Source organism: Segetibacter sp. 3557_3, assembly GCF_004354985.1.
GTDB lineage: Bacteria > Bacteroidota > Bacteroidia > Chitinophagales > Chitinophagaceae > Segetibacter.
The window spans coordinates 1,065,745-1,089,531 of record NZ_SMSK01000001.1 but is presented as its reverse complement, the minus strand read 5'-3'; the positions used below and the strand labels follow the sequence as shown (position 1 = coordinate 1,089,531).

The window sequence follows — 23,787 nt, the reverse complement described above, 5'->3', positions numbered from 1 at the left end:
CAATAATGAGGGATCCATGTCCGGTTCGCCACCAGGAACATTCGTGCAGAGTTTGTATCGTTATGAACTAGCCATGCAACTGCATTCGAGCTGTTGGTTAAATATGTTCCTTCAGGACCGCAGTATGCTGCTGGCAACAGTCGTTTTTTGGATTAGGTTCAATAACAAAAACGTTGGAAATAGCTGGCTTTTACCTGGGCATAATAATTCCCCGACAGCCGGAATGATCATCAATCTCTGGAGCGTAGACAGGTGTAAATGGCAGGATTATTTGCTGATGAACTTTACAAAAGATCGCTTTGCTATCGGCAACAACGTTTCTTCAAGCGGATAGGCGAGGTCAGTGTCGATATGATACACTGCCGGGTTTGGCAGTTCTTTACGGTTTCGGATGAGTTCCGCTTTTATGCTTTCGGGTGAGTTGCTCACACTCCGCTGCCATTGCTGAATATAATGGGTATGGATACCGCGGTACTTTTCATCGTGTTTTTCAAAAATGGAAAGCCGGTAATGATACACTGTTGTTGCATTTCCCTTTACATCGCGCAACATAAGGTAACCTTCATTAGTATCGAGCGGTACAAGGCCAACCGGGGCTATGATCAGTTTGGTTTCAACATATTCATATATTTCCGCTCCATTCTGGATCGTGCCTTTGATCCTGGTTGCAGAAAATTGGATGATCTCTTCAAGTTCCTTCATCAGTTCATCGTCTTCAATCATTCGCTCGTAAACGAGTTGAAGTTTTTTGATGTTAATCTCTGTAAGCTGTTTTGGAAAGTGCTCCTGGAGAAACTTTTTGTTTTCCCTAAATGAAACAATGTTGTTGTAATGAAAGATTACATCAGCAAGTTGGGGATATAGCTTATGCTCATTGAAGTATTTTCCAACTTCCTGCAGATAGGCCAGCAATGTATATTTTTTGAGCTCGAAATCGATATAGCCTTCAGCAAACCATGTTTCAGACAATGTTTTCATACGATGTGCTTTGGTGAACTTCACATCAATTTACATCATAACACTTATTATATCATAAATAATTAGAACGGTTTAACCTGTCGATAACGATTGCCAGGCCAAAAATTCCTGAAGGGGATGTAGCGCAGGGTTACAACAAAGGAACTGAAATTGCAGTACAAAAACATTAGTCAACTGATCCGGGGCGTCTTCCCCTTTCACTTCGTGACTCATTGATGCTAAAAAGCAATGATGTTTGAAAGTAATCTTTCACCGTTCCGGCGCCGTCGGCACGGTAGTCGTATTGTCTTAGGTAGCCCGACTGCAAGGTAAAGAGTTCCGAAAACTGGTACCCTACGCCGAGAAAAAATCTATTCCGCTCGAAGTGGGGTTTCCGGTTGTTAAGGAATATTTCGTTAAAGGAATTCAGGTACACCGTATTTGTTTCTACCTCCCGTTTATTCAACGGCAGAATGGCATTAACACGGTACCGGAAACGATTTCTGAAACCGGAGCTAAAAAAACGTTGTTCCACGCGGTAGCGATGCTCAAGTTTTACCCGGTCAATATCGTTTGTTACGGTAAACTGCTGCCAGGTCCTGAATTCGCTTGTTTGTACAGTCTTGAAATTCGCATCCGGCGAATAGGTTACATACTGACCCATCGCGACCACTACCGAAAGCTGCTTTCGAAAATTGTAGCCTATGCCTCCTTTATACTCGTGGTAATGAAAGTCGTAATAAAATTTTTGGGAACGTGCTTGTGCTTCAAAAAAGGTACTCCACTTGTTATTAAAGGTAAACTTGCCGTTTATTACGTTCCAGGTTCCAAGCCCCGGGGTTTGCCCGTTAACCTGTATCGAGATGAAAAAAGCCAACAAGAAGAAGTTGGCTTTGAAAAGCTTTAATTTTTTTAACATGGCTATTTGTCGGGCAACCCGCACATTTAACTTACCGGAATTCAATAATCTGCCGAATGCTATGTTTTGCGGTTAACGTCCCAGTTTTCAAATTCTTTTGCTACTGCGGTTAAAAAGCTCGCCCCGACACTACCATCTACAACCCGGTGATCGTAGCTAAGTGAGAGGTACATCATATGCCGGATCCCGATAGCATCACCGTCCGTAGTTTCTATTACAACGGGTCTTTTCTTAATTGCACCAACCGCTAGAATCGCTACCTGGGGTTGATTAATGATTGGTGTACCCATAAGGCTCCCGAATGTACCCACGTTTGTAATGGTGAACGTGCCACCGGATATGTCATCCGACTTTAATGCATTTTTACGGGCATTATCAGCAAGAGAGTTTACCGACTTACTTAAGCCTACAAGGTTCAGGTGGTCGGCATTTTTTATGATCGGAACAATCAGGTTGCCACTAGGTAGGGCAGTGGCCATACCAATGTTGATATCCTTTTTTAAAATAATCCGTTCTCCATCGACAGAGCAATTAACAAATGGAAATTGTTTAATCACCTTTGCTACGCACTCAATAAACATTGGGGTGAACGTGATTTTCGTTCCTTCGCGATGTTCAAAGTCTTTTTTCACCTTTTCACGCCACATCACCATATTGGTCACGTCGGCTTCTGAAAAGCTGGTTACATGCGGGCTGGTATGCTTACTGTCTACCATATGTTTAGCGATCAGCTTACGCATACGGTCCATTTCGATAATTTCAACATTACCCTGTACAGGCTGAGGGGCAACATTGGTGCGATCAGGCGCTTCAGCAATCTTTGACTTCTCAACAGGTATTTCGTCCAGGCTTGCCGCTGTTTCGACAGCTTTGTTTTCGGGTGCCGGTTTTTGCTGCGGTAAATCAACCTCCTGGTCTTTGCTACTCTTCTCAGGCGCTTTCTCCTGGCCGCGCATGGGTATAGGCCTGCCGGTTCGCTTATTTTCCAGGTATAGCAGAATATCTTTTTTCGTTACCCTGCCATCAGCCCCGCTGCCTGCCATATGTTCAAGTTCACTCAGCGCTATGCCTTCACTATTCGCAATGTTCAAAACCAATGGTGAATAAAAACGGTTGGTGCCTGCAATTGGTGCTGCACTCCCCGGTGAATGTGGAACGAAAGGTATTGCGTCTGTTGTAGGTTCTGATTCCACCTGGGCGGGAGCCTGGGTTTGAGTTGCAGCGGGAGTTGGTGTTGGTTGATTGCCTAAGGTTGCGTTTACATCAGTTTCAATTCTTGCTATAACCTTACCAATGGGAACTACATCATTTACGTCATACAGTATTTCAGCGATCCTGCCCTCGGCTGTTGACGGTACTTCACTGTCCACCTTGTCGGTGGCAATGTCGAGCACCGTTTCATCAAGTTCTACGCGATCGCCTGGTTTTTTATGCCATTTCAAAACGGTGGCTTCGGTAATACTCTCGCCAAGTTTAGGCATAATCAAATCCACTGTTGCCATGCTGTAATTATTGATAGGATGATTTTGGTCCGGGCATTTGTTCTTTTCTCAACATCCTTGCGCTGTATCCCAACCTGCCTGTGGGTCGCACTACTGTACGGTAAAACAATATCCATTGGAATATCATAACTGGCAAAGCTTGTCAAGCTTGCAAAGATGTCCGTTTTGCCGCACATTAACAAAACGCGCTGTTATGGCTAAAGGTATAAAGGAGGTGTTAAGCCACGGTTTCGTGTTCCCGCATAAGTATTCTCAACATGTTAAGGGCATTAACCGCAGTGAGTTCGATATTCCGTGTACGGTCAAAGCGAAAGTTGAACTTTTGCGTAACGGTTTTACCATGCCCTGATACCCCTATCCAAACCAATCCTACAGGTTTATCAGCCGTTCCGCCGCCTGGTCCCATAATGCCGCTGACCGCAACCGAATAGTCGGTGGCCATTAACTGACGAACTCCATTAGCCATTTGCCAAACGGTTTCTTCACTCACGGCTCCGGAATTATCCAGTGTGTCGGCATTCACCCCAAGCACCTGCTCTTTTATGCTGTTATCGTAAGAAACAACTCCTCCGACATAATAGGCTGAAGAGCCCGGAACACGGGTTATCAGGTGTGAGATGTATCCGCCAGTGCAACTCTCGGCGAGAGATAGCGTTTTTCCTTGCCTGACCAGGTTTTTACCAATGGCTTCTTCAAGCGTTATGTCTTCGTTGATCACCATCACATCGGCTACTTCCTCCTGTAATATGCCGAATAACCTGTTTACTTCGGCAAGTACCGCTGCCTGGTCATCACCTCGGCCGGTTAGCCTTAGGCGAAGTAAACTGTAGTGCGGGAGGTAAGCCAGCTTTACGTAATCCGGCAGGCTCGCTTCATAATCCATTAGCCGTTCCGCCAGGAAAGACTCCCCAATGCCGGCCACCAAAAGCGTTTTATGTACTACAGACTGCAACCGGAAAATAGAGGGGAGCCGGGGCAAAACGTAATCCTGCATCATGCCCTTCATCTCAAAAGGAACCCCCGGCATACTAATAAACACGGTGCCTTCTTTTTCGAACCACATGCCTGGCGCAGTTCCATTAGCATTTTGTATTACGGTACAAACATCGGGCACCTCGGCCTGTTTTAGATTTCGCTCGAGCAAGGGCCTGTTCAGGTACTTCTGAAAAATGGTTTTTACATTCTCCAGTGCTGCTTCATCAACACGCATCTTCCCGCCAAAGTACTCGCATAATAATGGCTTGGTAATGTCGTCGGCAGTAGGCCCAAGTCCACCGGTCATCAATATAATGTCTGCCTGCTTACGTTCTTCATCAAGTGCACGCCAGATTTCATCGTACACGTCGCCAACCGCCACACGGCGTTTAACCCATATTCCAAGTTTGTTAAGTTCCTGTGCCATCCAGGCACTGTTCGTATCTATGGTCTGGCCAATCAGCAGTTCATCTCCGATGGTTATAATGGTTGCAGAAACCGGTGCTTTAGTCATACAATTGGTGAGGTTGTAAGTATCCTTTAATTTTAGCGCAATGTAGTCACAAGTATGAGAATGTGTAAACTCCTGATTTTTTCTGTTTTTTTACCTATTTCCCTTTTCGCGCAAAGCTTATCACAAAAACTCGACGCCGGTATCAGAAAGCTGTTAAGCGATAGCCAGGGTAAACATGCGATTGTGGCTTTGTACGTAGTAAACGCTGAAACAGGTAAAGTTGTTTACGACCATAATGCCCAGGTTGGGTTGGCTGCCGCAAGCAGCCAGAAGATATTGACCAGCATTGCCGCTCTTGAGTTGTTAAAACCATCATTCAGGTTTGAAACAGCCTTAGGTTACACCGGCAACATTAGTAGCGGAATATTAAATGGCAACCTGGTGCTTACCGGATCCGGTGACCCTACTTTGGGAAGCTGGCGATATCCCGCAACTAAAGAGACGGTTCTACTGGACAATTTTGCTAAGGCAGTTAAGAGTGCCGGCATAACAAGCATCAGTGGAAATATCCTTGTTGATGCGGCAAGCTGGGAAACCCAGACTATTCCTGGCGGCTGGATCTGGGATGACATCGGCAATTACTATGGTGCAGGGGTTGCTGCACTAAACTGGCGCGAAAATCAATTCGACCTTAAGTTGAAGCCTGGCAGAAAAGAAGGTGATCCTGCAAGCGTGGTTTCAACATTGCCGCCGATGTATGGGGTTCACCTGGTAAGTGAGCTCACCACGGGTAAACGGGGTAGCGGGGATAACGCCGTCATTTACCTTGCGCCAGGCAGTACATCAGGGGTTGTCCGCGGAACCATTCCCCTTGGTGAGGATCCGTTTACCATTTCCGGGGCCATGCCCGATCCTTCCGTACAATTCACCAACACCCTTTCCAGCCATCTCAATACGCTAAACGTGAGCATCGGTACATTGCGTGACAGTGCTCAGTTTACTTCCCAAACAGTTGTCACAAATAAACTATTGGTACATCAATCCCCTCCGCTTGACAGTATCAATTACTGGTTCTTAAAACGAAGCATCAACCTATATGGCGAAGCCCTGGTAAAAACAATAGCCTTTCAACATTCGGGGTTTGGAAGTGCTGATACCGGGCTCGCAACGATAAAACGTTTCTGGCGCGAGCGTGCCATTGATCCCGCGGAGATCAACATGCTTGACGGCAGCGGTTTATCTCCACAGAACAGGTTAACTGCACATGCACTCACAACGGCTATGCAATACGCCAGAAGCAAACCCTACTTTACCCAGTTCTACCAGGCACTACCTGAAATCAACAACCTGCGGATGAAAAGCGGCTCAATCGGCGGAGCAAGAAGTTTTACAGGCTATGTAAACGGAAAAACCGGTTCGTATACTTTTGCCATCATCATCAATGGCTACACCGGTTCGTCGTCGGGGATTGTGCGACAGCTATACAATATACTCGACATACTTAAATAATTATCTTCACCTAAACCAACATAAATATGAAAGAACAGAACTTCAAAAATCATAGCCAGATCGTTCCCGCTTACCACATTGTAACTTACCTGGCGGTTCTCGCTTTACTAATTGGTTCATTTGTAAACTTGGCAAACAGCAGCCACGACAATCTTTATTCGGCATCACTTATCTGCTTAATCGCCCTTATTCTTGTAAGCTTAACCATCTTTACGCGTTCATTTGCACTCAAAGCGCAGGATCGTGCCATACGAGCGGAAGAGAATTTCCGCCATTTCTACCTGACCAACACAGCACTCGACAGCAGGTTGAATATGTCGCAGGTAATTGCGCTCCGTTTTGCATCCGACGCTGAGTTTCCACCGTTGGCAAAAAAGGCTGCAGAAGAGGGAATGGCTGCAAAGGATATCAAGCAAGCCATCAAAAACTGGCGGGGAGATTATTACCGGTTGTGAGTTCAGCTGGTTGCTGACATAGCGTTGCTGCATTTGGTTGCGCCGGGTTTTGATGAATAAAATATTGCGCTACTAAGGCTAGGGTGTGTCCATAATAAGGCACATGGATAGCGCGGATTGAACGGATGGTCTTATCTCTGTTCAATTAAGAACACAAGTATTCCCATCCCTTCAACATCGGCTTCAGGTACTAACTACCTGGAAAGCTTGATGACCGACTTATGGAGCGTTGAAATAGGTGACTAACTTATCGCGAAGTGCTTCGGGCATTACGGTCTTTGCTTTATTATCTGCCCTGATAAAGTACAATACAACCCGGCCTGTCGTCAGCAGTTTTCCCGACTCGTTATATACCTCCTGGTGAAATTCAATCCGGTGATCCAGGGGCATTTCACGGAGCGTGGTTTTAACTGTTAACAGGTCATCGTAATACGCAGGGCGCACGTATTTTGTCTGCAGTTCAACAACCGGCATAATCACTCCCATTGCTTCCATGTCTTTGTAAGTGAAACCAAGCTGTCGTATGCTTTCAACTCTGCCAACTTCAAAGTACTGTGCATAGTTGCCATAGTAAACAATGTTCATCTGGTCTGTTTCAGCATAACGAACCCTTAGTTGGCAGGTACTTTCGAACATAGGTGCTTTTTATTGTTTCTACGGCAAAGATTAAAAGTATACGCAATATACGGTGATCAACTTCCGAAAGTGCACCTAATACTTCACTCACAGCATGGGTCTCATTCACTCGTGCAATCTTCGTTAGCCTCAACTCCAAAACTCTATCCTTGAATTCGCGGGAAAGATGTGCTAAATACGAAATGTTATGCATTGTTTATCCACATAAAATGGAATGGTCTTTGTTCAGCAGGGCTGTGACTATCTTTGAAATTCTTTTTGACTTTTTATTAAGAAAGCTTGAATACTAAGCGCTCTTTACCACCGTTACCTTTAATTTATGGTCAACATACATAAAAAACTTCTCCTTTCCTCAGCATTGGCTTTGGCTACGATAGGGCAGGTAAACGCCCAGGCTACCAAAACTAACAACGACCCCGATGCTGACTTTAAACTTGCAAAGGAGCTTTATCAAAAAGAGCAATACAGCCTTGCTTACCCGCTATTCAAAAACATTCTTTATGCCCCCGCTCAGCAGAGTAACCTTCCACTAACCGTTAAGGAAGAGGCAAGGTTCTATACCATCGTTACCGGCTTAAAACTAAACGAAACTGCTGCTGAATCTGCTGCGAAAGACTTCATCAACCTTGAATACAATACACCACGTAACCAGGTATTGAGTTACCATCTTGGCGAATATTATTTTCGTAAGCAGAACTTCACCGAAGCAAATGCTTATTACGAGAAAGCAGGTATCAGCAACCTGAGCAACAGGGAAATTGCAGACGTAAAGTTTCACCAGGCATACGGTTATTTTACCACGCAGGATTTTGCACAGGCTAAACCTATGTTTAACGCCATCAGGCAAATTCCTACTGATCCCAATTACCTCGACGCAAATTATTATTACGGCTTTATTTCATTTTACGACAAAAATTATAAAGAGGCACTTGCCTCTTTCAGGAAAGTTGAAAATGAACCCACTTACCAAAAGATTGTTCCCTATTATATTGCTGAAATACTCTACTTCAATGGCGAAACAGACAAGGCAATTCAATATGCGGAAGAAAGCCTGAAAAAAGGTGGTCAATATTATGATATCCAATTGCAACAGTTGTTGGGTCATGCTTACTTTCAAAAGAAGGAGTATCAGAAAGCGCAACCCTACCTGGCAAATTATGTAAGTAAAGCTGAAAAAGTACGCCGCGAAGATCTCTATGAACTCGCCTATACTTACTACGAAACAAAACAGCTGGATAAAGCAATCACCGGATTCAAAGAGCTTGGTGGAAAAGAAGACTCTCTTGCACAAAATAGTATGTACCTGCTGGCAGACTCCTATCTGAAAACAAATCAGAAAGCTAATGCGCGTAGTGCCTTTTTGTTTTCTGCGTCAAACAGCAGCAACGCTGTTCAAAAGGAGATTTCACAGTTCAACTACGCAAAGCTCTCCTTCGAGCTTGGCTTTCCAGATGTTGCAGCAACAGAATTGCAAACATTTATCGGGCAGTACCCATCGTCAACTTATAACGCTGAAGCACGTGAATTGCTGGTGAGTGTATTGGCGAGTACGAATAACTATCGCGAAGCCATCACCCTTTACGAGAGCCTCCCCGTAAAAAGCGAAACCTCAAAAAGGATATACCCCCGAATTCTTTACGGTCGTGCAGTGGAACTGGTAAATGATCAGCAGATCGAAAAGGCCGACGACTTGTTTACGCGTATCCTTACCCTTCCATACAATGAACAACAACTGCCCTTTACAAATTTTTGGAAAGGCGAAATTGCTTACCGCATCAATAACTTCGACCAGGCTATTGAGTACCTCAACCTTTACCTGAAAAACCCATCAAGCAATGGTGAAGTAAATAGCCAGCATGCGCGTTATAACCTTGCGTATGCTTACATGCAAAAAGAAAACTATACCCAGGCCCTCAGTCTTTTTGAACAAATCAGCCGCTCACTTAATACTGCTTCCACCCCTGTTGAACAGGATGCCTTTCTACGGAGTGCAGATGCTTATTTCATGACAAGGAATTACAAGAAGGCGCTTGATATGTATGATGCGGTTATCCGCAGTACACTGCCGTCTGCTGACTATGCCTTGTACCAGAAAGCCCTGATCTCAGGTGCAGCCAACCGCAGCAGCGAAAAGATCACATTGTTAAGAAGCCTCGAACAGCGCTTTCCAAATAGCGGGTTGGTGACCGATGCCAACCTCGAAATCGCAAACACTTTTCTCGGTGAAGAAAACTTCAGGGAGGCAATTACCCCATTAAACAAAATCATTGCAGTAAAAAATAGTCCATACTTGCCGCAGGCATACCTTAAGCTGGGTATTGCTTACTTCAATCTCGAAAATAACCGGGATGCTCTGGACAATTTCAAAAAGCTTATTTCCGCTTTCCCGAATTCTGCCGAAAGTGACGATGCCGTTGAGTATGTGCGTAACATCTTTATCGATGATCAAAAGCCTCAGGACTTTGTTGAGTTCATGAAACAGAGCGGCAAAAATGTTAGCTACGGCGAAGAAGACTCGCTCACCTATGCATCTGCAAACAACCGCTACGAGAATAATGATGTAACAAATGCACAGTCGGGTTTTACAGCCTACCTGTCGAAGTTTCCTGAAGGCCGGTATGCCATCGACGCCAGCTTCAACCTTGCGGAAATTTATAATGGTAAAAAAGACTTCACGAATGCACTTAAGGGTTATTCATATGTAGCATCGAAGGCACCAAATAAGTATGCCGAAAGGGGAGTGTTGCAGGCCGCAAGAATTAATTTCTTTGAGGTAAAAGATTACAGTGCCGCTGAAAACCTGTACAACCAGCTAAAGTCAATTGCTACAAGCGAGGATACCAGGCTTGAAAGCATGCGTGGGCTGCTCCGTTCTCAATATCGCCTGAACAAGTGGAACGAAGCTGTTCCAAATGCACAGGAACTGCTTACCCAAAAAAGTATAGCAACCGATGACCGCATCATGGCCAATATGGTCCTCGCCAAATCATATCATGCAAAAAAAGATATCGAAGCTGCAACAGGTAGCTATCGTACAGTAATCGGGCTGGGTAAGTCAGAATTCGCGGCCGAAGCACGCTACCAGCTTGCAGCCATCCTGTTCGACCAGGGCAAATTTGCTGATGCTGAAAAGGCTGCCTTCGATGTTGTAAATAAAGCCGGTTCTTACGAATACTGGACAACTAAAGCATACATCCTGCTGGGGGATATTTATTGGAAACAAAAAGATTACTTCAATGCCGAAGCCACTTTCAAAAGCGTTGCTGAAAACGCCACCATCAGCGAGTTGAAAGAAGAAGCACAGGCAAAACTAAAATCGGTAGTTGCCGAAAAAAGCAAAGGAAGTAAACTGGTTGAGTAATTGCACAAAAACAATACATGAAAAGAATCCTGATAATAATGGCTTTCGTTGTAGGCGCATCATCATCATATGCGCAAACAAGAAACGCAGACAGCAGTAAGAAAACGGTGGTGGTAACCTCGTCATACAAGCCGGTTTTAAAACCCGTTACCAAAATAAATTTCAACGCTACTGCTCCTGCACTCGACTCTTCGAGGCCGATATTGAATTATAATGTCCCGTCTCAAAACCTGTTCTTTTCGTATCAGCCCGTGGCCTTAAAACCACTGGCACTTGCTGTAGACTCGACATTGGATTGGGAGAACCACAATTATGTAAAAGCGGGTTACGGAAACTTCAGCACCCCTTACCTTCAGGCAAAGCTTTCATTGGGTGATGGCAAGGGTTCCATTATGAACCTCCATACAAAGCACATTTCTTCGAAAGGTAAGATCCCTTTTCAACAATATAGTCGCTCCAGCGCTGTTGTTGATGGTGTATTAAATTCTTCTGGCAATAACGAATGGCGCGGCAGTGTTGGCTTCGAAAACAGCACCCAGCACTGGTATGGCTATAGGCCCGATACACTAAAGTTTACCAAAGATCAGTTGAAGCAAACATTTAGCACTTTTCATGCGAATGCAGGATTTCGCAATCGCGAGAAAAATGCATTCGGTATCGATTACAACCCTTCACTCGGTCTGAACCTGTTCGGCGACAATCGCGGTGGTAAAGAAACCAGTCTTCTTTTAAATGCACCCATTACCAAAACCGTTGCAGAAGATTTTTCGATCAATGTTGGTTTGGTGGCCGACCTTACCAGCTACTCCAGGGGGTCAGGCGAAAACATAAAAAACAACCTCTATTATCTTAATCCATCCTTACTCATAAAAAAGCCAACCATTACGGTTAATGCAGGTGTAACACCATCGTGGGACAACAGCCAATTTAAGTTGTTGCCCAACTTTACGGGTGTGCTCAAGTTGCCTGATTATCCGTTTGCCATACAGGCAGGTTGGATTGGTTATTACAACAAAAACACTTTTCAATCGCTTGCTGCATTTAACCCTTATATCTTCCAGCCAACTGAGTTGCTAAACACGCGTATTACAGAACAGTACGCAGGCTTTAAAGGATCGGGTGGTAACCACTTTACGTACAATGTTCGGTTGTCCGCGCTACGTTATTCAAATGCTGCCTTGTTTATCAACGACTCCATCGATGGCAAAACATTCAGAACGGTATACGAGCCAAGTATGAAAGCAATCAGGTTACATGGCGAAATGGGCTATACCGTGCAGGATAAGTTTTCACTCCTTGGCGCCATCAACCTCACAAACTATCGTGCACTTGAGGTTTACGACAAAGCTTTCGGACTGCTCCCGGTTGAAGTAACGGCTGGATTGCGCTGGCAAATTCTTAAGGATCTGCAGTGGAAAAGTGACTTCTTCTTTTGGGATGGCCCTCAGTACATGGATAAGAACAAAAATAATCGTAAACAAAAGCCGGCAGTTGATTTAAGCACCGGGCTGGAGTTTACCATACTTCCGAAACTAAGTCTTTGGTTACAGTTCAACAATCTGTTGAACAACCGCTACGAGCGTTGGAACCAGTACGAAGTACTTGGCTTTAATGTGCTCGGTGGGGTAGTGTATTCTTTTTCTCAGGGAAAAAAATAGATGCATAATTTTAGGATAGCAATCCCGGTGGTCAAGACAAGTTTCCGTTCTTCACCACCGGGATTTACTTTTCAGGCACCTTGTGCAAATGTTCTCGGTTGTTCCTGAATTGTCAATTGTATATTCGCCCTCTCAAAACAGCTCACATGGTCGAATTGCTTTATAAATATTTTATCCTGCACAAGAGCCTTGCTATTCCCGGCATAGGTTTCTTCACCATGAACCAGCAACCCGCTCAGCTGGACTTTGTTCATAAAGTTGTGTTGCCGCCCGTACCACAAATCAACTTTTTACCCGGGTGCGAACAGGTTGATGAGTCAATCGTCGACTTTGTAGCTGATGAAACCCGCTCGTCGCGCGAGAAGTCGTCGCAGATCATCAGTCGTTTTTTTGACACACTTCGAAACAACCTATACTCCAATAAACAGGTACAACTGCCGTTTTTTGGCCTGTTGGAAGTTGGAGCCGATGGGCCTACTTTCCAACCTGCGGCAAGCATGGTCAGTTATTTTGCACCGGCGCATGCCGAGCGCATTGTCCGGGAAGATGCGGAACATCACATTCTTGTTGGCGACGCGGTCCGCACCAACACACAAATGCAGCAACATTTCCATGAAGGTTCACGCAGAAACACAACCGACCGATGGTGGATATATGCATTAATCATTGCAATTGTCGCCATCGCTGCTATAGCCTTTTATTACTGGAGAATGCAATCCATGCAGCAGGCATAACCAAAGCTCTACTAATCTGGGCGGGAAGGATTATGCGTTTAGCGACCCGTAAATCGCCACACTTTTGAACTTTTTTTTGTTGACCGGCAGCAAACCCCGGTTGAGCAGTTATTGTGTCACTCACTTGTACGGCATATCGCTATTCGGCGTGTCCCCCTGTTGTAAAAGCCTGCGTCTGCCGATCAGTTCCCTGTAATTTGATTTTTTACTTCACTTGTAATTTTCGTATTGCTGCGTTCACACACACCATAATCATACTCGTGCGCTCACTGCGTTTAAGTAACCCTTTTGTTCCTTAAACTAAAGCAATCTTCTACACCTGCGTTCGTCGGTCTTTTAATCCCGACTATTCAAATATGCCCTCCGACAGATTTTTGAAAGCTTCCATCGCCCCGTGGTATTCGCAGGTGCGTGCGCCGGCTTTGTTGCCATTATAGATGATGGTTCGCCAGTCTTCGGTATTCATAGCTTCAATTACCGGAAGTGAAAGCTTGCTCAACTGGTACAATACCGCACCCACAAAAGCGTCACCTGCGCCGGTGGTATCAACAGGTTTTACCGCTATGCTGGGCACCATTGTTTTTTGGCCGCGGTGCACCAGCATGGTGCCTTCTTTGCCAAGGGTAATGGCAAATGTTGCCGTAGTATGGTTGGCAAAAATTGTAGCAGCTTCGTTAATCGACGAGCTATGGGTCAGCAGCATCGCTTCTTCATCGCTGACCTTAAAAAAATGGCACTGCTTTAAAAAGTTCCAGGATTGTTGAATAAAGCCCTGGTGATCGTGTGAAAACAAGAGCTGGCGATAGTTCGGGTCGAAGCTGATGATCTTATTGGTATTCCGGGCTTTATCCAGTAGGGAAGTATACGCAGCTTGAAGTGGTCCGGGTAAAAAAGCAGTTGCCGAACCAAAGTGAATAATGAAACATTCATCCAGGTCTATACCATCGATGTCCTCAATAGAAAGCTGGCCGTCTGCACCCCGATTAAAAACAAAGTCGCGTTCGCCGTCATGCATCAGCGAAACAAAAGCGATCGTAGTAAAGTAATTACGGTCGCGAACCATCCAGACGGTGGAAACGCCAAAGTCTTTCATGACGTTTACAAGCTGGTTGCCAAAAGGATCGTCACCGACCTTAGCCGCAAGTAATACTTCCCCACCGAGCGCGGCAATAGCAGCTGCAACATTGGTTGGTGCGCCACCGGGTTTCTTTAAGAAGTGTTCACCATTTGCTAACGACGAGGCATTGTCAGTGCAGATCATGTCAATCAATGCTTCGCCGATACATAGGATTTTCATGCCTGGTTTAGTATACATATCATAGAATGGTTCGCAAAAGGTATTTAACCCAGTTGGTTACTGTTAAAAAAGGTATGAGGTACAAGAGTGCAACGCCCCCGTCCGAATGGCTTCAGCCGGCCGGGTAACCAAGGCCCAAACAGCGAATAAGTGCCCGGTCCATAGGTATTCTTCTGGTTTCGCAGGAAGAATTTTAGTTTCCCAATTCCGCATTTTTTTTTGTTTGATTTCGCAAAACATGCTGCTATTGCTTTGCTTTTGGCGCATTTCCAGCTGATCGAAACATTTGGTAAAACTTCAGGTACACCCCATTACTCCATCCAAAGCCGTCTTGCGTGGGGTATTCGCCGCCACCGCTTTCAAGATGGATATTTTCAATATTGTATTTCTCCAGCATTTTACCCGTGCCGGCATAAACAGTTTCATTTATCCTCATCCATCGTTCGGCAACTGATTGTGCGAGTTCGGTGTAACGATAATTAACAAGCCCCTGGACTGCAAGAAATTGCAGTGGCGCCCACCCATTTGGCGCATCCCATTGTTGGCCGGTATGGTAAATGGTTGTAACCAGTCCACCGTCCTTTAAAAATTTGTTTTGAATATGCGTTTGCACCAACTCTGCCTGTTTATGGGTGGCCACCTGCATAAACAGCGGAAGCACACCGGCAAGCGACCAGATATGGGTTGGAGATGCTTTAGTAAAGTTGTAGTCAAAGAAATACCCTGCCTTTTCATTCCAGCAATATTTCTGGATAGCATCGCTGCGCTTGTTTGCGCGATCGGTGAACCGGGCTGCCTGTACATCCTGTTGCGTCGCTTTGCTGGCCGAAGCCAGTATGCTTTCATATTTATAAAGCAGGCAGTTCAGGTCTACAGGAATGATGTTGGTAGTTTCAATAGCGGTAAGGTTAAAAGTGTCGGCAAACCAGCGGCTGCTAAAATCCCAACCGCTTTCCGCACCTGCCCGAAGGTGGGTGTACACCAATCGATCCGTACCCGTGTAGGCTAATCCATTCTGAACATCTTCATAATACGACTCTTCGCGTGGCGCCTTTTTGTCGTCCCAGTAGCGGTTCACAATTTCGCCTTCAGCCATCCGGACCACTCTTCGGTGTGCGCTTCCGGGCCTTAAACCCGTTTCTCCTTCCATCCACCATTTATATTCTTTCATCATTGCGGGCAGGTACTTCCGGTAAACCGCATTGCCTTTCTTTTGCTGCAGCAGTTGCACCATCATGGCAAAGTACGGTGGCTGCGACCGGCTGAGGTAATACGAACGATTGCCATTTGGTATATGACCATAACGGCTGATGAGGAAGCTAAAATTATCAAGCATGTTTTCAATGAGATCATAGCGATTGCTTACGGCTAACCCAAGCATGGTAAAATAGCTATCCCAATAGTAAATCTCGCGAAAACGGCCGCCCGGCACAACGTAAGCCTTGGGTAAAGGAAGCAGTGAACTGTACGGCTGTGTGATGTCGGCCTTCCTGGTGAGCGTTGGCCATAGTGCCTCAAGGTGTTGCTTCAGTGTTTTTGACCCTACGACTTTTGAACCAACGCTAACCGGAACCTCGAAGTTTTCAAATACGAACTTTCGTAAAGTTGCGCTGTCTGCACCCGTTTTCTTGATGGTTTGATATTTAGCAAGGATGATTGCGGGCGATGTTTTTGGCAGTGCATCTACAAAACTCTTGTTATCGCCTAAGGCCCTCTTTAGTTGTACGTCTACAAACAGGTTGCCCCAAATCTGATCCGGCGTTTGTGGCTGCTTAAATTTTTCCGTCGGCCTGCCCTGGTTGACATAGGTTTTAGCTCCGGAACGTTCAACCCCTCTCACCGACTGCGAGAAAGTGCCCGCGGCAACGAAGTAAACGATAAGGAATGTTGTGAGTTTTTTCATTCGGCAGTTTAAGGCATGTTATCTAAGGCATTACCCACCTGGTCATCAGGAAATAAATATACCATTAACTTTCGTTTATGCCCTGGCTTTAGCACAGCACGATGATAAGGAATTGCTGTTATACAAGGTTGTACTCGTAAGCTGATCATTGCGCTTTGCCAGTCGGGCAGCAATACAACATATGCAGCTGTTACCTATATTTGAGTAAACTAAACCCTATTGTACTTGCGGCTCTTTATAGCGCTGATGTTTTTGGCTATTGGTGGGCTTGCCAGCGCCCAGTCGCAACAGCCATACCTTTTTTCCCATCTCGGCTCCAGGAACGGACTTGCTGCTGATGATGTTGTCGCCGTACAACAGGATGCAAAGGGCTACCTGTGGATCGCAACCCTTAATGGTCTCCAGCGGTACGATGGTCATCGGTTTATAACCTTTCAGCACAGTAGCAGCCGCCCTTTTTCAATTGCCAGTGATGAGATCAGGGCTATGAAGTTCGATGGCCGTAACCGGCTGTGGCTGCTCGCCGGCGACAATAACATTGGCTACCTGAATACGATTGATTACACTTACCACGAAGTTCCGGTAAGATGGCGAAACGGGAAAGCGCTCCATACTGACGGGCATCTTGCAGCGGACAGTAACGGCCATATTATGCTGATCCTCGACCGGCTTGGGTTATATACATACAATGATAAACAAGGCGCTTTTACGACCGATAACCCTTTCCAGATTCCCTTTAATTGGGAAGTGCGCGAATTTGTGCACGTGAAAAAGCAGCAGGTATACTGGATAGCCTGCGACTCTGGCCTTGTAAAGTACGACGCAGCAAGACGGATGGTGATTAGCCGGCTAAACAATCCTGCAAACGATCCTGTAATCAACGCTTTTGCAGGGCTGAGGCACCTAACCCACCCGTTCCACGACAACACCGGCCGGTTTTGGATATACTCCTGGGGGCCTAGCGGACCTGGTCCATACCTGTATAGTTTTGATCCGCACACAAAGAAAGTTATGGAGTGGGAGGCTCAGTTGCTTCAGAAACTCAAATATGTTTATCACGAAGTTGCAGGCATACGCGAGATAGCCGGAAAGCTGTATGTATATGGTGGAAGCGTGTTTGCCACTTTTAATGGTAAAAAAGAAACTTTCGAAATTATCCCCGGCAATCTTTCAGGCGATTTTGCGATGCGATACAATGGTGTTCGTGACCTTTTTACCGATAGGGAGTCCAATGTTTGGGTGAGTACCGATAAAGGTCTTTACTACTTTAATCCATCAGCCCAGTTTTTTCATACCATCGTAAACAAGCGGCCAGGAAAGGACTCCGCTTTCACCCCCGACGTAACGGGTATCTTGCAAACAGGTAGCAATGAGATTTTGGTTAGTACCTGGGGCAGCGGATTATTTGCTTACGACAGTTTGTTTCAACCTGTAAAGAAAGACTTTGTACAACGCTCGCTGCAACTTGGAGAAGGGATGCCCTGGTGTATTTATAAGAACCACAATGGCGACATATGGAGGGGCAATCAGGACGGTTACTTGTTTATTTCGCGCAGCAATGGCACATCCGAAAAATTGCAACCACCAGTATTTGAGAAGCGCACAATCCGCCAAATTGCAGGTGACCTGAACGGCAACCTTTGGTTTGGAACACAGGGCGGGCATCTTGTAAAATATACGACGGCTACAAACCAATTTTCACTGGCGCACCGGTTTGGCAGCAAGATACTTCGACTTTTTACCGATAAGCAGGGCATCATGTGGGTATGTACATCTGCAAGCGGGGTGCTCAAGGTAAATCCCGTATCAGCTGAAGTAAGTGAGTCTTTTACGGTAAAAGGTCCGGAGAACAGCAGGCTGAGCAGCGCCGGCGCCACCGACATCATTCAGTTTAACGACAGCATTTATATCATTGCCGGTTCCGGACTAATTATCCTTAACGACCGGACCAACCGCACCGCAACACTAACCCGCGAGGATGGATTGCCTTCCAATAATGTTTCGAATATCATCAAAGACCGACAGGGATACATTTGGGTAACTACCGCCAACGGGCTTTGCAGCATTAAGATGGGCGATGAAATTATAGTTACGAGTTATAATGAAAAGGACGGTATCAAGCCAAATGCTTACAATCCTGGTGCAGCTGTCATGTTGAATGATGGCCGGATCGCAATAGGAACCTCTCACGACCTGGTGGTTTTTAAGCCCGGGAAAATGATGCAGGGTGGGGGCAAACCCCCCGCTGTTCATGTCACCGGCTTTTCTGTAATGGGCAAGTGGTTACCTGTAGACTCCCTATCACGCCTGCGCAACATTGAATTGCCAAACGATAAAAACGCTGTTATCGTTGAATTTTCAACCTTTAGTTACCTGAATGAATACAGCATCGAATACATGATGGAAAACCTGGACAAGGAATGGAACGTTGCGGGGGAAACTTTCCAGGCAGTGTATAATTACCTGCCTCCCGGTTCTTACACGTTTCGAATTCGGTGCAGCGACGGCGAGGGAAACTACTCGGGACAGGTAACGGCTTTGAAGATAAAGGTGAAGCCCCCATTTTGGGCGACCTACTGGTTTGTTAGCCTGCTAGCGTTAACCTTTGTCGGTGTCTTGTATTGGTTTGATAAATTCAGGATTTCGCGAATTCGGGAAACAGCGCGTGTTCGTGCCAATATTGCCAACAGCCTTACAAGGGATATGAGCAGCACGCTTACCAATATCAATATGCTTAGCGAGCTGGCAAAGGTGAAAGCCGAAACCGACCTTGTCAGAACAAAAGAATACGTAAGCCAGATCAGTGAAAGTAGCTACCGCATGATGGAAGTAATGGACGATATGGTCTGGAGCATTCACCCGGAAAATGATGAGATGAAGCATACCATCTCACGTATGAAGAAGTATGCGGGACAAATTCAATCAAAGTATCATGTGGAAGTGGCGATAAACATCGGCGATCCTGTAAAGCGGATCCGTTTAGATATGCACAGCCGCCACGAGTTATTCCTGATTTTTAAAGAGGTATTGCTTAATGCAGGGAAGCATGCCGAATGCCGGTTTGTTGATGTTGACCTGCACTGCGAAACGGGTAAACTGGTGTTGAAGATTCTTGACGACGGAAAAGGATTCGACGTTGAAATGGTGAGTTTTGGCCGGGGTCTAAATGAAATACGCAAGCGCGCAACCTCGCTAAAGGGTAAGTTGGATATTCATTCTGAAATCAACACGGGCACGGTGGTCAGGTTGGTAATTCCAATATAAGCAGGGCCACCCGCACTATTTTCCCATCCACTTTTTAAAGTCCGTGACTTTTTCGCGACTTACGAGGGCTTCTTTATCAACCGCCGGTTTCAGGTGGAGCAGGAGCCGGTTTCCAAAGTAATCGTGTATCTGGTCCACGCTGGCAATAGACACATAAAAAGAGCGGCTGATACGAAAATACTGCTCTGGGTTGAGCATCGCCTCAAGATCGTCCATGGTATAGTCTACAACAAACTTCCGGTTGTCTGTTGTTTTAAAAAAGTTTAATCTGCCATCACTATAGAAGTACGCAATTTCATCCGTTTCGATGCTGACCAGCTTTTGAGCATGTTTAACCAGGAACCTTTTGCGATATTCTTTTGGCTGAAGTTTCTGCTGTAGTTCCTTTACCAGGCTGTCTACATTAAGGGTTGCGGGCTCCGCAGGAACGCTGTAAATTTTCCGGAGGTTTCTCATTTTTTCCAATGCTGCTTGTAGGTCTTCTTTCTGCACGGGCTTGAGCAGATAATCAACGCTGTTTACCTTGAAAGCTTTTATCGCGTATTCATCATACGATGTCGTAAAAATAACGGTGCTTTTTACTTCAGTCTTGTCGAAGATTTCAAAACTCTGACCATCTCCCAATTCGATATCCATGAGTATTAAATCAGGCGCGGGATTGCTTTCCAACCACTGTACCGACGACCGGATGCTGTCTGCAATGCCTACGATTTCGGCAGTCTCATCTACGCTCGCAAGTGTTTTACTGAGCTTTTTTGCTGCAAGTTCTTCGTCTTCAATAATCAGTACTTTCATCTCCTTAGGTTGTAGGGTTTAGTAATGTGCATTTGGGATTTTGCCCACGGCGCACAAGGATTGTTACCTCTAAGATAGCCGGGTAATTGTTAATTACACGAATAAAACAGTCAAATCTCACCTCAATATATCCTTGTATTTAAAGAACAATGGCACGATTAGGTATGGCCCGGTATGACTGACTCAACTCTTCAATTCGAGACGTTGTCCGGGGCCTTTTATACGGTAAGGCAGGCTAGGGCAGCAGCGGAACAACAACAGAAAACTCCTTTCCATCATCATTCACCAGGATGTCGTCCTGTTTCATCAGCCGATACTTATTCATGATGTTGCTTAGTCCCACCTTGTTTGAAGTAACGTTCCTGAGTTTACGTTGCAGGTTATTGCTAACGATCAGCCGGCCGCTGTTTGTGGTCATAATCATGATTTGCAACGGGCTTTCTTTCAACATCATGTTGTGCTTTACCGCATTTTCTACCAGCATCTGCAGGGTCAGGGGTGGTAGCTGGTACTGGAAATACTGTTCATCAATCCGCATCTCCATATCAAGCCCTTCGCCGTACCTGGTTTTTAGCAGGTGAAAATACGATTGTACAAAAAGTACCTCAGCGTGAAGGGTTGTCAGTCCTTCTTCGTTTGTCCGTAAGAGGTAGCGGTAAACCTTGCTCATTTCGTCTAAAAACTTTTCGGCTCTTTCGGGTTCATCGCTGATCAGGGATGACAGTGAATTCAGGCTATTGAAAAGAAAGTGTGGGTTCACCTGGCCCTTTAGCCCTTCCAACTGGCTCTGGAGATTCACCTTTTTCAGGTTTTCTGCCTCATCGGCAAGGATCCGCCATTTTTCATAAAAGGACGCGCCTTCGTTAAGGCTTGTAGCCAGTAAGTTAAATATAAAGCCGGCTACGAGCGCTGAAGTATAGTCATGCCAGTTGATCTCGTAGTCCATAAAGCCCACGTAATCGTAACCCAGGAAAATGATCGTTATGCCTGCTACCATTATCCCAACATACGCGAGAAGACTTAACCCGATCCGGGTGAAAGTTTGACTGTACCGCGGAAAGCGGATTTGCATGATACCGGCTACCATACCGCATAGGGTATATACAATCAGTAATATAATAAGGGTCGGAAGAGTAGACATGAAAAAGCTCCGGAAATCTGAGAAGTAGTTCCCCTTAAACACGAAAAAGTTGATTGCAACAGCAATAGGCGGCATAATGATCAACATGATCATCCATTCTTTCTTCGAGTAAGCAAGGGGTTTTATATCGAGCGTTTGTATCATCGTAAACCTGGCGCCTTTAAGATAAACAGGCTCTGCAAAGATCAACTGAATCGCCGTATCAATCGCCCGACTATTTGATGAATTGTAACTTTCGCTGTTTCAATTGATAGGAAGCAGAACTACCCGGGTTGCCCCATGTACCAACCATTACAAAATTGCATTTTCTCCATAAACGCCTTAGACCAACGAGGTACAAATGGTGGTGCGTGCTGAAGCATACTGACGCCGAAGGAATACAGCCAAAGGTTGTTATCGAGCCGGCAGGGAGATCGGTATTCCGGATTTCATATATTTATTGTTTCAACCTTATTTTCTCCATTATGCACCTTCGTAAAACCAGCCTGAAGTTTCTTGGCGTTATCAGTAGCCTGCTCCTCATATGCTGGATAAATGCGCCGAAACCGTTAACCATCTATCTCATCGGCGACTCCACCATGGCGAACAAGCAGGAAAAGGCATACCCGGAGACTGGTTGGGGTATGGCATTGGGGCAATTTTTTGACAAGGGTGTTAGCATCGATAACCGGGCAATGAACGGGCGCAGCACTTTGTCCTTCCTGAATGAAAATCGCTGGCAGCCAATCGTTGATCAGCTTAAAAAGGGTGATTATGTTTTTATTGAGTTTGGGCATAACGATGAAAAAATAACAAAACCAGGGGTTGGCACCTCGCTTGCCGACTTCCGGAAAAACCTTTTAAAGTTTGTAACCGAAACCCGGGCTAAAAAAGCGACCCCGGTCTTATTGACACCTGTTGCCCGGCGGAGTTACAAGGATGGGGTGTTTACGGATTCACATGGGGCCTACCCGGATGTAGTCAGGAGCCTTGCTGACTCAATGAAAGTGCCAATGATCGATATGCACCAAAGGAGCGAGGCACTCATCAGGCAGCTTGGTGAAGAAAAAGCAAAGGGGTTATTCAACTATGTCGACTCTGGCCATGTGAACTATCCGACGGGTAATAAAGACGATACCCACTTTAGCCCTGTTGGCGCAAAAAAGATGGCAGCACTTGCTGTAGCAGGTTTACAGCAATTGGGTATCGACCTGGCAAAAAGAGTAGTGGCTAAGGTGGACCCAAAAACACTTGCTTACGACTTTGTTGTTGCAAAGGATGGAACCGGCCAATTTAGCACTGTACAGGAAGCAATAAATGCCGTACCGGATTTCAGAAAAAAGACTACGACCATCTTTATTAAAAATGGGGTTTATAAAGAAAAGTTGGTTTTGGCTGAATCTAAAACCATGGTTACACTCATCGGCGAGAGCCTCGACAGCACATTCATCACCTACGACGACTATAACCAAAAGAAAAACATTTTTGGCGAAGACAAGGGTACCTCTGGGTCTTCGGGATTTTACATTTACGGTCCCGACTTTAGTGCACGCAATATAACTTTCGAGAATACCGCTGGCCCGGTGGGACAGGCCGTTGCCGTATTCGTGGCCGGTGACCGGGCAAAGTTCAAAGACTGTCGCTTTCTTGGCTTCCAGGACACCCTTTACACTTTTGGCAAAGAGAGCAGGCAATATTATAAAAACTGCTACATCGAAGGAACGGTTGACTTCATCTTTGGTTCCTCAACTGCCGTTTTCGATAGTTGCACCATCTTTGGCAAGCAGGGCGGCTACTTTACGGCTGCTTCAACCCCCGAAAACAAGAAATTTGGCTACGTTTTCCTGCATTGTAACATAACCGGTAGTGCACCGCCAAATTCATTTCTCTTGGGCAGACCATGGCGGCCCTTTGCTAAAACGGTATTTCTATATTGTAGCCTGGGAAACCAGGTTGCACCCGCCGGCTGGAACAACTGGAGCAACCCGGCAAACGAGAAAACAACTTACTACGCAGAATACAAAAATGTTGGTACTGGTGCCGCAACAGCCGCCAGGGTTCCATGGGCACACCAATTAACGGCGGAAGAAGCACAACAATATACTGCCATCAATGTGCTCTCCGGTTGGGATCCGAATGCAGCAGATTAATTTAGCAGTATCCTGACCATGGTTCAACAATTTGCGCAAAATGTTGTTATGTTCCGAAGTATTGACGTTAACAATCATTTTTTTGCAGCGGGCCAATG

General features: G+C 45.6%; 16 protein-coding genes. 7 read left to right on the top strand and 9 right to left on the bottom strand.

The window, feature by feature from the left end; all coding sequences use genetic code 11:
* Nucleotides 1-267: 267 nt before the first annotated feature.
* From EXU57_RS03905 to EXU57_RS03890, 4 genes are all read right to left on the bottom strand, one after another.
* Nucleotides 268-978 (bottom strand): hypothetical protein, encoded by a 711-nt coding sequence (locus tag EXU57_RS03905; protein ID WP_133266837.1) that lies wholly within the window; start codon nucleotides 976-978, stop codon nucleotides 268-270.
* 166 nt (nucleotides 979-1,144) lie between these two features.
* Nucleotides 1,145-1,876 (bottom strand): DUF2490 domain-containing protein, encoded by a 732-nt coding sequence (locus EXU57_RS03900; RefSeq protein ID WP_133266836.1) that lies wholly within the window; start codon nucleotides 1,874-1,876, stop codon nucleotides 1,145-1,147.
* A gap of 59 nt (nucleotides 1,877-1,935) precedes the next feature.
* A complete protein-coding gene (locus EXU57_RS03895) occupies nucleotides 1,936-3,378 on the bottom strand; it encodes a dihydrolipoamide acetyltransferase family protein (protein ID WP_133266835.1) in 1,443 nt (480 codons plus the stop codon).
* A gap of 217 nt (nucleotides 3,379-3,595) precedes the next feature.
* Complete coding sequence (locus EXU57_RS03890; protein WP_133266834.1) at nucleotides 3,596-4,867, bottom strand: CinA family nicotinamide mononucleotide deamidase-related protein; 1,272 nt, start codon at nucleotides 4,865-4,867, stop codon at nucleotides 3,596-3,598.
* Nucleotides 4,868-4,927: 60 nt separating this feature from the next.
* Between EXU57_RS03890 and dacB the strand changes: the two genes are divergently transcribed.
* Together dacB and EXU57_RS03880 are read left to right on the top strand one after the other, a co-directional pair.
* Entirely contained in the window at nucleotides 4,928-6,316 is a 1,389-nt protein-coding gene (gene dacB, locus EXU57_RS03885; RefSeq protein ID WP_165958021.1) for a D-alanyl-D-alanine carboxypeptidase/D-alanyl-D-alanine-endopeptidase, read from the top strand.
* A 26-nt stretch (nucleotides 6,317-6,342) separates the two neighbouring features.
* Nucleotides 6,343-6,771 carry a DUF6526 family protein gene (locus tag EXU57_RS03880; protein ID WP_133266832.1) on the top strand — a complete coding sequence of 143 codons (429 nt, stop codon included), beginning with the start codon at nucleotides 6,343-6,345 and terminating at the stop codon, nucleotides 6,769-6,771.
* Nucleotides 6,772-6,990: 219 nt separating this feature from the next.
* Here EXU57_RS03880 and EXU57_RS03875 read toward each other — a convergent pair whose 3' ends face one another.
* Nucleotides 6,991-7,407, bottom strand: a complete 417-nt coding sequence (locus tag EXU57_RS03875; RefSeq protein WP_133266831.1) for an acyl-CoA thioesterase — start codon at nucleotides 7,405-7,407, stop codon at nucleotides 6,991-6,993.
* Between the two features lie 319 nt (nucleotides 7,408-7,726).
* Here EXU57_RS03875 and EXU57_RS03870 point away from each other — a divergent pair, with 319 nt between their 5' ends.
* The 3 genes from EXU57_RS03870 (at nucleotide 7,727) to EXU57_RS03860 (ending at nucleotide 13,160) form a co-directional block, all read left to right on the top strand.
* Entirely contained in the window at nucleotides 7,727-10,768 is a 3,042-nt protein-coding gene (locus EXU57_RS03870) for a tetratricopeptide repeat protein (RefSeq protein ID WP_133266830.1), read from the top strand.
* A gap of 17 nt (nucleotides 10,769-10,785) precedes the next feature.
* Complete coding sequence (locus EXU57_RS03865) at nucleotides 10,786-12,426, top strand: hypothetical protein (RefSeq protein WP_133266829.1); 1,641 nt, start codon at nucleotides 10,786-10,788, stop codon at nucleotides 12,424-12,426.
* A gap of 146 nt (nucleotides 12,427-12,572) precedes the next feature.
* Entirely contained in the window at nucleotides 12,573-13,160 is a 588-nt protein-coding gene (locus tag EXU57_RS03860; protein WP_133266828.1) for an HU family DNA-binding protein, read from the top strand.
* A gap of 346 nt (nucleotides 13,161-13,506) precedes the next feature.
* On the opposite strand, the gene EXU57_RS03855 is transcribed toward EXU57_RS03860, so the two are convergent.
* Nucleotides 13,507-14,457, bottom strand: coding sequence for a carbohydrate kinase family protein (locus EXU57_RS03855; protein ID WP_165958020.1), 951 nt, complete (start codon nucleotides 14,455-14,457; stop codon nucleotides 13,507-13,509).
* 244 nt (nucleotides 14,458-14,701) lie between these two features.
* Nucleotides 14,702-16,360 carry an alpha,alpha-trehalase TreA gene (treA, locus tag EXU57_RS03850; RefSeq protein ID WP_133266826.1) on the bottom strand — a complete coding sequence of 553 codons (1,659 nt, stop codon included), beginning with the start codon at nucleotides 16,358-16,360 and terminating at the stop codon, nucleotides 14,702-14,704.
* A gap of 225 nt (nucleotides 16,361-16,585) precedes the next feature.
* Between treA and EXU57_RS03845 the strand changes: the two genes are divergently transcribed.
* Nucleotides 16,586-19,624 carry a sensor histidine kinase gene (locus tag EXU57_RS03845; RefSeq protein ID WP_133266825.1) on the top strand — a complete coding sequence of 1,013 codons (3,039 nt, stop codon included), beginning with the start codon at nucleotides 16,586-16,588 and terminating at the stop codon, nucleotides 19,622-19,624.
* A 15-nt stretch (nucleotides 19,625-19,639) separates the two neighbouring features.
* On the opposite strand, the gene EXU57_RS03840 is transcribed toward EXU57_RS03845, so the two are convergent.
* Both EXU57_RS03840 and EXU57_RS03835 read right to left on the bottom strand, forming a co-directional pair.
* On the bottom strand, nucleotides 19,640-20,419 hold the full coding sequence (locus EXU57_RS03840) for a LytR/AlgR family response regulator transcription factor (RefSeq protein ID WP_133266824.1): 780 nt from the start codon (nucleotides 20,417-20,419) through the stop codon (nucleotides 19,640-19,642).
* Nucleotides 20,420-20,654: 235 nt separating this feature from the next.
* On the bottom strand, nucleotides 20,655-21,704 hold the full coding sequence (locus tag EXU57_RS03835; protein ID WP_133266823.1) for a sensor histidine kinase: 1,050 nt from the start codon (nucleotides 21,702-21,704) through the stop codon (nucleotides 20,655-20,657).
* A gap of 320 nt (nucleotides 21,705-22,024) precedes the next feature.
* On the opposite strand from EXU57_RS03835, the gene EXU57_RS03830 reads away from it, so the two are divergent.
* On the top strand, nucleotides 22,025-23,689 hold the full coding sequence (locus EXU57_RS03830; RefSeq protein ID WP_133266822.1) for a pectinesterase family protein: 1,665 nt from the start codon (nucleotides 22,025-22,027) through the stop codon (nucleotides 23,687-23,689).
* Nucleotides 23,690-23,787: the final 98 nt, after the last annotated feature.

Bases quoted from the DNA above. Each gene is read 5' to 3' on its own strand.
- EXU57_RS03905 (WP_133266837.1), bottom strand. From the start codon at position 978: ATGAAAACATTGTCTGAAACATGGTTTGCTGAAGGCTATATCGATTTC.
- EXU57_RS03900 (WP_133266836.1), bottom strand. From the start codon at position 1,876: ATGTTAAAAAAATTAAAGCTTTTCAAAGCCAACTTCTTCTTGTTGGCT.
- EXU57_RS03895 (WP_133266835.1), bottom strand. From the start codon at position 3,378: ATGGCAACAGTGGATTTGATTATGCCTAAACTTGGCGAGAGTATTACC.
- EXU57_RS03890 (WP_133266834.1), bottom strand. From the start codon at position 4,867: ATGACTAAAGCACCGGTTTCTGCAACCATTATAACCATCGGAGATGAA.
- dacB (WP_165958021.1), top strand. From the start codon at position 4,928: ATGTGTAAACTCCTGATTTTTTCTGTTTTTTTACCTATTTCCCTTTTC.
- EXU57_RS03880 (WP_133266832.1), top strand. From the start codon at position 6,343: ATGAAAGAACAGAACTTCAAAAATCATAGCCAGATCGTTCCCGCTTAC.
- EXU57_RS03875 (WP_133266831.1), bottom strand. From the start codon at position 7,407: ATGTTCGAAAGTACCTGCCAACTAAGGGTTCGTTATGCTGAAACAGAC.
- EXU57_RS03870 (WP_133266830.1), top strand. From the start codon at position 7,727: ATGGTCAACATACATAAAAAACTTCTCCTTTCCTCAGCATTGGCTTTG.
- EXU57_RS03865 (WP_133266829.1), top strand. From the start codon at position 10,786: ATGAAAAGAATCCTGATAATAATGGCTTTCGTTGTAGGCGCATCATCA.
- EXU57_RS03860 (WP_133266828.1), top strand. From the start codon at position 12,573: ATGGTCGAATTGCTTTATAAATATTTTATCCTGCACAAGAGCCTTGCT.
- EXU57_RS03855 (WP_165958020.1), bottom strand. From the start codon at position 14,457: ATGAAAATCCTATGTATCGGCGAAGCATTGATTGACATGATCTGCACT.
- treA (WP_133266826.1), bottom strand. From the start codon at position 16,360: ATGAAAAAACTCACAACATTCCTTATCGTTTACTTCGTTGCCGCGGGC.
- EXU57_RS03840 (WP_133266824.1), bottom strand. From the start codon at position 20,419: ATGAAAGTACTGATTATTGAAGACGAAGAACTTGCAGCAAAAAAGCTC.
- EXU57_RS03835 (WP_133266823.1), bottom strand. From the start codon at position 21,704: ATGATACAAACGCTCGATATAAAACCCCTTGCTTACTCGAAGAAAGAA.
- EXU57_RS03830 (WP_133266822.1), top strand. From the start codon at position 22,025: ATGCACCTTCGTAAAACCAGCCTGAAGTTTCTTGGCGTTATCAGTAGC.